The sequence below is a fragment of the Bacillus salipaludis genome, assembly GCF_004358205.1.
In genome coordinates this window covers 1-9,270 of sequence record NZ_SMYO01000047.1, presented here as the reverse complement: position 1 = coordinate 9,270, position 9,270 = coordinate 1, and the positions used below count along the sequence as shown (strand labels likewise).

General features: G+C 40.6%; 8 protein-coding genes, 9 tRNA genes, 1 rRNA gene and 1 pseudogene. 15 read left to right on the top strand and 4 right to left on the bottom strand.

What is annotated here, in order from left to right:
• Positions 1–32: 32 nt before the first annotated feature.
• The 13 genes and pseudogenes from rrf (at position 33) to sdaAA (ending at position 4,508) form a co-directional block, all read left to right on the top strand.
• Positions 33–149 (top strand): 5S ribosomal RNA (gene rrf, locus E2K98_RS29395).
• Positions 150–160: 11 nt separating this feature from the next.
• Positions 161–245: transfer RNA gene (locus tag E2K98_RS29390), tRNA-Leu, on the top strand.
• A gap of 32 nt (positions 246–277) precedes the next feature.
• Positions 278–352 (top strand) — tRNA-Gly (locus E2K98_RS29385).
• Positions 353–357: 5 nt separating this feature from the next.
• Positions 358–446, top strand: a tRNA-Leu gene (locus tag E2K98_RS29380).
• Between the two features lie 35 nt (positions 447–481).
• Positions 482–558, top strand: a tRNA-Arg gene (locus E2K98_RS29375).
• Between the two features lie 30 nt (positions 559–588).
• Positions 589–665 (top strand) — tRNA-Met (locus E2K98_RS29370).
• An 18-nt stretch (positions 666–683) separates the two neighbouring features.
• Positions 684–776, top strand: a tRNA-Ser gene (locus E2K98_RS29365).
• 23 nt (positions 777–799) lie between these two features.
• A tRNA-Tyr gene (locus E2K98_RS29360) sits at positions 800–884 on the top strand.
• 4 nt (positions 885–888) lie between these two features.
• A tRNA-Trp gene (locus E2K98_RS29355) sits at positions 889–959 on the top strand.
• A 13-nt stretch (positions 960–972) separates the two neighbouring features.
• A tRNA-Leu gene (locus tag E2K98_RS29350) sits at positions 973–1,054 on the top strand.
• Positions 1,055–1,101: 47 nt separating this feature from the next.
• Positions 1,102–1,361: pseudogene (locus tag E2K98_RS31930) on the top strand (UDP-glucose 4-epimerase); the annotation flags it as partial.
• A gap of 95 nt (positions 1,362–1,456) precedes the next feature.
• Positions 1,457–2,827 carry an amino acid permease gene (locus E2K98_RS29340; protein ID WP_133340435.1) on the top strand — a complete coding sequence of 457 codons (1,371 nt, stop codon included), beginning with the start codon at positions 1,457–1,459 and terminating at the stop codon, positions 2,825–2,827.
• 118 nt (positions 2,828–2,945) lie between these two features.
• On the top strand, positions 2,946–4,508 hold the full coding sequence (sdaAA, locus tag E2K98_RS32265; RefSeq protein WP_133340433.1) for an L-serine ammonia-lyase, iron-sulfur-dependent, subunit alpha: 1,563 nt from the start codon (positions 2,946–2,948) through the stop codon (positions 4,506–4,508).
• Positions 4,509–4,653: 145 nt separating this feature from the next.
• On the opposite strand, the gene E2K98_RS29330 is transcribed toward sdaAA, so the two are convergent.
• The gene (locus E2K98_RS29330; protein WP_133340431.1) at positions 4,654–5,106 is read right to left on the bottom strand and encodes a S1 domain-containing RNA-binding protein; all 453 of its coding nucleotides are present in this window, start codon (positions 5,104–5,106) and stop codon (positions 4,654–4,656) included.
• Between the two features lie 162 nt (positions 5,107–5,268).
• Between E2K98_RS29330 and E2K98_RS29325 the strand changes: the two genes are divergently transcribed.
• Positions 5,269–5,568: a YciI family protein gene (locus E2K98_RS29325; protein WP_133340429.1), complete on the top strand. Its 300-nt coding sequence runs from the start codon at positions 5,269–5,271 to the stop codon at positions 5,566–5,568.
• A gap of 171 nt (positions 5,569–5,739) precedes the next feature.
• Here E2K98_RS29325 and E2K98_RS29320 read toward each other — a convergent pair whose 3' ends face one another.
• Positions 5,740–6,369: an isochorismatase family cysteine hydrolase gene (locus tag E2K98_RS29320; RefSeq protein ID WP_133340427.1), complete on the bottom strand. Its 630-nt coding sequence runs from the start codon at positions 6,367–6,369 to the stop codon at positions 5,740–5,742.
• Between the two features lie 232 nt (positions 6,370–6,601).
• Here E2K98_RS29320 and E2K98_RS32175 point away from each other — a divergent pair, with 232 nt between their 5' ends.
• Entirely contained in the window at positions 6,602–6,736 is a 135-nt protein-coding gene (locus E2K98_RS32175) for a hypothetical protein (protein ID WP_268884151.1), read from the top strand.
• 323 nt (positions 6,737–7,059) lie between these two features.
• Here the strand turns inward: E2K98_RS32175 and E2K98_RS29315 are convergent, their stop codons facing one another.
• Positions 7,060–7,746, bottom strand: coding sequence for an ABC transporter ATP-binding protein (locus E2K98_RS29315; protein WP_133340425.1), 687 nt, complete (start codon positions 7,744–7,746; stop codon positions 7,060–7,062).
• A 1-nt stretch (position 7,747) separates the two neighbouring features.
• Complete coding sequence (locus tag E2K98_RS29310; RefSeq protein WP_133340423.1) at positions 7,748–8,782, bottom strand: ABC transporter permease; 1,035 nt, start codon at positions 8,780–8,782, stop codon at positions 7,748–7,750.
• Between the last annotated feature and the right edge of the window lie 488 nt (positions 8,783–9,270).

Sequence of the window (9,270 nt, the reverse complement as noted above, 5' to 3'; positions counted from 1 at the left end):
AGTTTTGAGGGAATGATACCTCAAATAAATAGTCTGGCAATAATGGCGAGAAGGTCACACCCGTTCCCATACCGAACACGGAAGTTAAGCTTCTCAGCGCCGATGGTAGTTGGGGGCTGTCCCCCTGTGAGAGTAGGACGTTGCCAGGCTGTTTTTATATGCGGGTGTGGCGGAATTGGCAGACGCACCAGACTTAGGATCTGGCGCCGCAAGGCGTGGGGGTTCGACTCCCTTCACCCGCACCATATTTTTAAAAGAGCAAATCACTTAAATAAATGCGGAAGTAGTTCAGTGGTAGAACACCACCTTGCCAAGGTGGGGGTCGCGGGTTCGAATCCCGTCTTCCGCTCCAAAAGTGCCGGGGTGGCGGAACTGGCAGACGCACAGGACTTAAAATCCTGCGGTAGGTGACTACCGTACCGGTTCGATTCCGGTCCTCGGCACCAAGTTTTCTTGCAACGTAAACTTTTTTCCAATAAATGCGCCCGTAGCTCAATTGGATAGAGCGTCTGACTACGGATCAGAAGGTTATGGGTTCGACTCCTTTCGGGCGCGCCATAACAGAAAATAGATTAATAATTGAAATATGGCGGTGTAGCTCAGCTGGCTAGAGCGTACGGTTCATACCCGTAAGGTCGGGGGTTCGATCCCCTCCGCCGCTACCATATTATTTTTAAAATAGTGGAGGAATACCCAAGTCCGGCTGAAGGGATCGGTCTTGAAAACCGACAGGCGGGTTAAACCGCGCGGGGGTTCGAATCCCTCTTCCTCCGCCATTATTTTATTGTTGTTTATAGATGGAGGGGTAGCGAAGTGGCTAAACGCGGCGGACTGTAAATCCGCTCCCTCAGGGTTCGGCGGTTCGAATCCGTCCCCCTCCACCACTTTAGGGGTATAGTTTAAAGGTAGAACTAAGGTCTCCAAAACCTTCAGTGTGGGTTCGATTCCTACTACCCCTGTTTGTTTTATTTTGCCGGTGTGGCGGAATTGGCAGACGCGCACGACTCAAAATCGTGTTCCGCAAGGAGTGTCGGTTCGACCCCGACCACCGGTATCGTTAAACGCTTTAATATCAACGCTTTGCCCAACGTGGCAAGGCGTTTTTATTTTGCAAAATTTGGTGTTGGTGACGCGACGTCAGCTTCTCCGGATTGATTTCTTACAAAACACATCGGTGGAGGAACGACAGACAATGCGGTTGATATTTTCTATGAAGCGTTAAAAAACAAAAAATACACATCCTATATAGTGAAAGGTACTTACTTGGATATGATGTATATGCCAGATGCAATTAATTCAATTATTCAATTATGGAAACGGATTCATCGAGATTTAAACATCGGAACGCCTTTAATATTACAACCTTCCATTTGGGGAACCTATATTGGTATAAAAGATAGAAACACAAAAAGAGGAAGAGGTTAAAAAAATCCAATGAGGGAAAGTAGGACCGTTTATGTCAAAAGAACAGGAATTAAAGCGTGGCCTTAAATCGCGTCATATCCAAATGATTGCTTTGGGTGGCACCATCGGGGTTGGGTTATTTATGGGATCCGCCAGTACGATTAAATGGACGGGCCCATCCGTTATGATTGCCTATGCAGTTGCCGGTCTCTTCCTATTTTTCATTATGCGCTCGATGGGGGAAATGCTTTATTTGGAACCAACTACCGGTTCATTTGCTGACCTCGGCAATAAATATATCCATCCTTTAGCTGGATATTTGACAGCTTGGAGCTATTGGCTCCAATGGATCATTGTCGGCATGTCTGAAATCATCGCGGTTGGTTCCTATATGAATTATTGGTTCCCACATCTGCCAACATGGATCCCTGGGGTAGTCGCAATGGTGATTCTTGGTGTTGCCAACATGATTTCGGTTAAAAACTTTGGTGAATTTGAATTCTGGTTTTCATTAATTAAAGTATTAACGATTATCTTGTTAATTATTGCTGGTATTGGCATTATTCTCTTTGGCTTCGGGAATGGTGGCCATGCAATTGGATTTTCGAACATATGGAAAAATGGCGGCTTTTTCACCGGCGGCTTTAAAGGATTCTTTTTTGCCCTTTCCATCGTAATCGGCGCTTATCAAGGAGTGGAACTGATTGGTATTACGGCTGGAGAGGCAGAAAATCCGAAAAAAACCATCACACATGCTGTGAGTACAACCGTTTGGCGTATTTTAATTTTTTATATCGGTGCGATCTTTGTCATTGTAACTGTTTACCCTTGGAACCAGCTCAATCAAATTGGCAGCCCATTCGTTTCGGTTTTTGCCAAAATTGGAATTACGGCTGCAGCCGGCATTATTAACTTTGTTGTGATCACGGCAGCAATGAGCGGCTGTAACAGCGGTATCTTTAGCGCCACACGGATGCTTTACACATTGGCGAAAAATGGACAAGCACCAAAGATTTTTGCCAAATTATCGGAAAATAAAGTTCCTGTATATTCAACCTTAACGGTTTTAGTCGGCTTGCTCCTTGGAGTTGTGTTAAGCTTTATTGCACCGCCATCGATCTTCGTGTATGTATATAGTGCGAGTGTACTCCCAGGAATGATTCCATGGTTTGTACTGCTCATCAGTGAAATCAAATTTAGAAAAGTAAATGCTGGTGCAATGGAAAAACATCCATTTAAAATGCCGTTTGCACCGTATAGCAACTATGCTACGATTGTCTTTTTACTAGTGGTCCTTGTCGGTATGTTTATCAATCCAAGCACGCGTATCCCGTTAATCGTGGGAATTGCATTCCTTGCCCTCATGACAGGTATTTTCTATCTGTTAAAAATGGAAAAACGCGTACCGTTAGACGATGCTTGAAAACGAAAAAGGCACAAAACCGAAAGCGGTTTAATATAAAAAAATCAAAGGATCACACAGCGGGGATGGTTAAAATGCTTTACTTATCGGAAACGTCCCCTTTTTAAGGAGTGGTATGATGTCTTTCATGAGTTTAAGGGAACTAATTGAACTGGCCGAGCAGCAAAGCATAACGATTGCTGAATTAATGATCCAAACGGAAATACAGCAAAAGAACATTTCACGGGAAGCGATTATCGAAAAAATGGCCGAGCAATTTACGGTAATGGAAGAGGCTGTCCGCAAAGGGACTACAAGTGCTGTAATGTCTCGTACCGGCTTGACCGGTGGTGATGGGTACCGTCTTCACCAATATGCCGAAAATGGAAAATCCTTTATCAATCCCGTGACATTAAACGCCGCCGCCAATGCGTTGGCCGTATCAGAAGTTAATGCAGCAATGGGGCGGATTGTAGCAACACCGACTGCAGGTTCAGCGGGAATCTTGCCGGCAGTGCTCGTTCACGCTCTGGATAGCGGAACATTCCCACGAGAGCAGATCGTATTGTCGATGTTCACTGCCTCTGCCCTTGGTTTGGTGATTGCTAATAAAGCTTCCATTTCAGGAGCTGCCGGCGGATGCCAGGCGGAAATCGGCTCAGCAACCGCAATGGCAGCTGGCACTTTAGTTGAGCTTGCCGGTGGTACTCCCGAGCAGGTTGGAAATGCCATCGGAATTGCTCTAAAAAATTCACTGGGACTCGTTTGTGATCCGGTTGCCGGGCTAGTTGAAATTCCATGTATCGTTCGGAACGGATTACACGCGATTACCGCGCAGGCTGCAGCAGATATGGCGTTGGCAGGGGTGGTCAGCATCATTCCACCTGATGAGGTGATTCATGTCATGCATGAAGTCGGGCAGCAAATGCCTGAATCGCTAAGGGAAACCGGGATTGGCGGTCTGGCCGGCACCCCGACAGGTCAAAAATTAAAGGCGCAGATTTTCAGCGAAACGACAAGCAGCTGCGGGCCGGCGAAATATCAAAGCGCCTATGAAATTATCGGCCCTGTCATGGTCGGTCCATCCAGTTCACATACGGCAGGTGCTGTTCGAATTGGCAACATAGCCTGCCAGCTATTAAATGAAAAACCATTATTTGCAAAGTTCTCCCTGATGGGTTCCTTTGCCGAAACCTATCAAGGACATGGCACAGATTTAGCATTATTGGGAGGGGTTCTTGGGTTAACAACCATGAATGAAGGCATTCCAAATGCGAATTCCATTGCGGAAGAAAATGGATTACAATTCGAGTTTACGAAACGGGTGCTTGGAAGTTACCACCCGAATACAGTGCTAGTAGAATTATTAGGGGCAACGCGAAGGGTAAAGGTATTGGCAAGTTCGTTAGGCGGCGGCAAAGTAGAAGTTCAGGAATTGGATGATTACCCGTTAAAGTTTTCCGGAGAACGACCAACACTTGTAATCCGCCATTCCGATCGAAAAGGGGTTATTGCCGAGTTATCAGGATCTCTTTATCAAAAAGGGTTAAATATTGCCCGTATGGCAAATGAACGTTCAAAGATCAATGGTTCGGCGATTACGGTTTGTGAGATTGACAATCAGATTGAAGGAAATCTCTTAACTATATTGAATAAAGAAATTCCCATCATTGATGAAATTTTATTAATCCAAACTATGTAGGGATGAGGACTGTAATGAAGGGTATATCGAATTGAACGAGGTAAAATAATAATAACAGGTGCAGCTACTGGAATGGAGTGAAAGCTATTTTCTACTTAGAGAGAAAATAGCTTTCATTAATTTCAATGAAGAAAAAGACTGATTATTATCCTCGTCTTCCGCCTCTACCGCCCTGTTTTGCTCCAGTGTTTCGTTTAAGGGTAGACAAATTCTCTTCACTCGTCTTTAAAAAACGAGCCATTTTATCTTCAAAACTTTCTTTTGGTTTGAATTGACCTTTTGGACGGAAGTCTTTGGAACGGTTATCACCTCTGCCCGAGCGTGGTGGGCGTTGTTGTGAATAAGAAGAGGTTTGTCCTTCAGGTCTATCTATCGCTTTTTTTATGGACAAGGAAGTTTTTCCGTCTTTCATACTAATCACTTTTACTTCAACCTGGTCTCCTACCTTGAGATGGTCATTTATATCTTTTACATAGCTATCCGCAACTTCACTGATATGCACAAGACCTGTTGATCCATCTGGTAAGTCTACGAATGCTCCAAAATTAGTGATGCCTGTTACTTTACCTTGTACTTTGCTGCCTATTTCGACTGACATAAAAATAATGTTCCTCCCAATACTGTTATAAGTTTTATTATAACATATTCTTGAAGAGGTAAATATCTTCTGAAGTTGTTCCTGGGCAAAATTTTTCAGGTATCCATTCCATTTATTGTGGAAAAATAGATTGATTAAAGGACAACTGAGGAGTGGTTGAAAATGGAACAACTTGAGTTCTTGGCGATTGGCAAGGCAAAACGGGAGAATTGGCTAGCAACAATGACTCCTGAGGAAAAGGCAATAATGGGAAAACACCTTGAATACGTTAGGCAGATGTACGCGGAAGGTAAAGTGGTTTTATCTGGCCCATGTTTAGATGGGGCTTATGGGATCATTATCTATAAAGCGGAATCTGCGGAAGACGCTCAAAAATTTTTTGAAAACGACCCTGCTGTTCAAACCGGAGTCATGGATGTGGAATTACATCCTTTTAAAGTCGGAGTAATGGAAGGGCGCTAGGGTGAAATCGTTATGGTTTCATCTTTGCAAGAATTACCCCTCCAAACAAGATTGAAGGGGGTTTTGCGCTCTTAAAGCCATACGTTATTCCAAGCCCTTATTCTGACCAAGCCACCAACTTAGGGACTGTACGGGCAAGTTTTATATGAAATTACCATTGAGCATACTATTTTATAAGTTTGAAATTGCTTCCTGTGTCGTCCAAGTAGCACTGGCAAAGGCTTTATAATTGGTAACGGCTGCTTGAAAATCTTTTTCACTTATCGTTGCAGTGGCATCATATACAATAGCTGTTTCAAACCCATTTTCGATTAAATGCCTCATATGGGACTCTACACAAATGTTGGAAAGCACCCCTGCAATAATCGTCCTCTCTTTTCTATGTTGCCGTAACTGGTATACCAAGTCATTTGTTTGTGGGCTAGCAACCTTGTGTGGAGTGGAAACGATGGTTCTCCTATGAAAAATATAAGGTTTGAAAGAATGAACGAAATCAGCTCCTACAGACGGTGGTGTATACGCATTTGCTTTTTCGTACATTTTAAGGCCTAATAACATATTTTGTTCATTTCCTGTAAATTGCCAGCCATAATCATGAGGGTATAAATAATGGGGGGATATGAAAAGCTGATATCCTTTATTCAGTGCAGTTCTCATTAATAGCTCGAGGTTTTGTATAGTGTTGTATTTTTCAATATTATCTTTTGTTAGATGATAACCTCTGCCTCCGGGACTCATAAAATCATTTTGCGGGTCTGTAATTACAATCGCAGTATTATTGGGATGTGGTTTAAACGGCAAAATACTTACCTCACTCTCAACACAAGCTTGCGGAAATATTTTCAACTGTTCGTATAAAATGGAGAATTTCATTTTTAAAGAAGTTCAGCATCGACACGACAGTTGTACCGTACAAGCTACATAGTCATTAAAAACTTTATAGGCATTTATATGTATTTTCAGATTGATTAGTGCACTTTGTTATAAGAAAATTAATGTGCAACTTTGATGAATTGATTGCAGAAGGTAATTGTTGACGGAGGTTACCGCTGGAACCCTGTTTATGATTACCGCTGAATATGCCGCACATGCAGTTTTAATGTCTACAGTATTTAATATCATCACAGTTACGACAGTAATTTTTTCTGCTCATTTGTTATTTACTTAAAAAGTAGCGATTGCTCATCAAGAGCTGTCGCTTTTTAACTTATTTTTAAGCTGGTATATAAAAAATAGCCCGTCGCTATACGGCAGGCTGGTTACTAAATATTAAGCTCTGTTAAACGTAGTTGTTGATTTCCGCTCCAGGATGCTCACCTGTCCCGCTGCTCCCGCAGGACATTGAATTACATCCTTGATTACGCTCACGCACGAAGAAAATGCGATAGCATTTTCGAGGAGTCTCGCACCTTCCGCTCCAATCAACATTGTTCTTTACCACAGCCAAATATTAATAAGCGTGACTTCAATTCTTCCCCTGAAGCTCCAGGATTAATCTTCGTTCTGTAAAATTAGACCATCGCTCATTTTAATTATATGATCCGCGTAAGAAAGCATTTCTTCGTCATGCGTAACCATTAAGGTAGTAATATTTAACGTTTTGGTTAAATCTCTTATTAATATCATAATATCTTTAGATCTTTTTGAATCTAGACTTGCAGTTGGTTCGTCTGCGAAGAGAACTTTAGGTTTATGAATCATTGCACGAGCAATGGCAACCCGTTGTTTCTCCCCACCTGACAATGAAGACGGATAAGCTTTTTTTCGATGGTCCATTCCAACTAATTGTAGAATGGTATTAGCTTCTGCTATTCTTGCTTGTTTGCTTAATGTTGATTCAGAAACATCAAGCATTAGCATTAATTGTTCTTCGACTGTTAGAAAAGGAACAAGGTGTGCAAATTGAAAGACAAAACCAAATTTATTTGCTCGTACTTTTCGGATTTGTTCTGCACTCATTGTCGTCATATTTTTTCCTTCAAATATGATTTGTCCATTTGAGGCAGGTTGAAGCCCTGCAGCGATTGTAAGAAGTGTGCTTTTACCAGATCCTGATGCACCCACTAATGCTGTGACTTCGCCTTCTTTTAGAGAAAGATTAATTCCTTTTAATATTTCTTCTTTTACTTCCCCATTCGTAAATGTTTTTCTAACTTCATCAATCGTAAATATTGTCATATTAAACCTCTCCTTGTTGTATTGCTTGTAATGGTTCAACTTTCTTTATTTGTATACCTGAGAGTGTCGCTCCAATAAAGCCGATAACGAGAAAGACGATAGACAATTGAGCTGTTGTTTCAAAAGTTAAATGAAAAGGCATTCCTTTAGGTGCAATCATATTAAAGACTTGACTGAGTGCAATAGACATAGCTAGTGAAATGACTGTAATAAAAATCATCTGTGTCCACATCATTTTGAATAAATCACTTGTTTTTACACCAATTGCTTTTAAAATACCGTATAAACCAATCTTTTGAACGTTCATCATATAGAAGAAGATTGCAAATAACATTCCACTAATGATCACTAAAAACCAAACAATCATATTTAAAGACATTTGTTCTGCGTTATAACTTGGAATCGTATTGAGAAAATCTTTCTGTGAAAATGATTGTAATCCAGTGAATTCTTGTGAAGAATCTCCTCCTGGGATGAAAACTAATTGCATTTCTTTGACCTTGTAAATTTGTTTGTAATCTTCCATATTGATATAAGCAACAGGGACATGACTATATTTTTTTTGATCAACAAAACCTTTTACAATAAACTTGCCACTAAATTGATTATTCGTTAAGGTATCTCCAACTTTTATACCTTTATCTTTTAAGGAGCTATCTAAAATAATTTCTTCGTGTTTAACATTTTTAAATAACTTTGAACCGGTAGATGTAACAAAGGCAACACTTTGTTGTTTATCATCCTTATCATTTAGAAAACCCATTTGAATAGAAAATGCTACAGCATCTTTTTGTTTGTTTAATATTTTATTCTGGATACTGCGATCTATTTTTGACAGGTTATACGTTTTCTCTGCATCTTTAGTCATATAAAATTGTCCTTGTGGTAAATCTTTAATTAATGCAGCATTGTCTTGTGATAATCCATTTGCCAAACCAGAAATAATAAAAGTTAGTAAACTAACAAGAAAAACAATTGAACCTAATATCAAAAATCTTACTTTATTTTTCTTCATTTCTTTCCACGAAAGGATCACAATTCATTCCTCCAATCTCTTTTTTACAAACTTAGAATATACCTCCTATATGAACAGAGGATGAACAAATCTTTACATTTAAAGCGACACTGTCAGGATTTCTAATAGGTACAATATAGGTATTGATATTTCATGAGGGCTTTTTAGTAAATGTTTTCTGTAAATAAATATTTGTCCAATAATGCGGTGCCAGGTGCCAATGGGAATAATTGATTAAGGGGTTTACCTTTTGGAGAAATAATTTACAATTTTGAAAAAGTAAATAATACAGGATTGATCATACACGATATGAAGCCTTCATGTTCAACGAATGCTTTAGCGAATCAAAGAGTCGTAACCGCGGCTCTTTTTGTGCGACGGGCAGTCGCATGGAGTGTTGATCTAGTCGACACTCTTCTTTTCATTATCTGACAGAGACGTCATCTCGGTGAAACGACTGGTTGATGATGATGATACTGAATCCCAGATGGTGAAAGTCCATCTCCGAG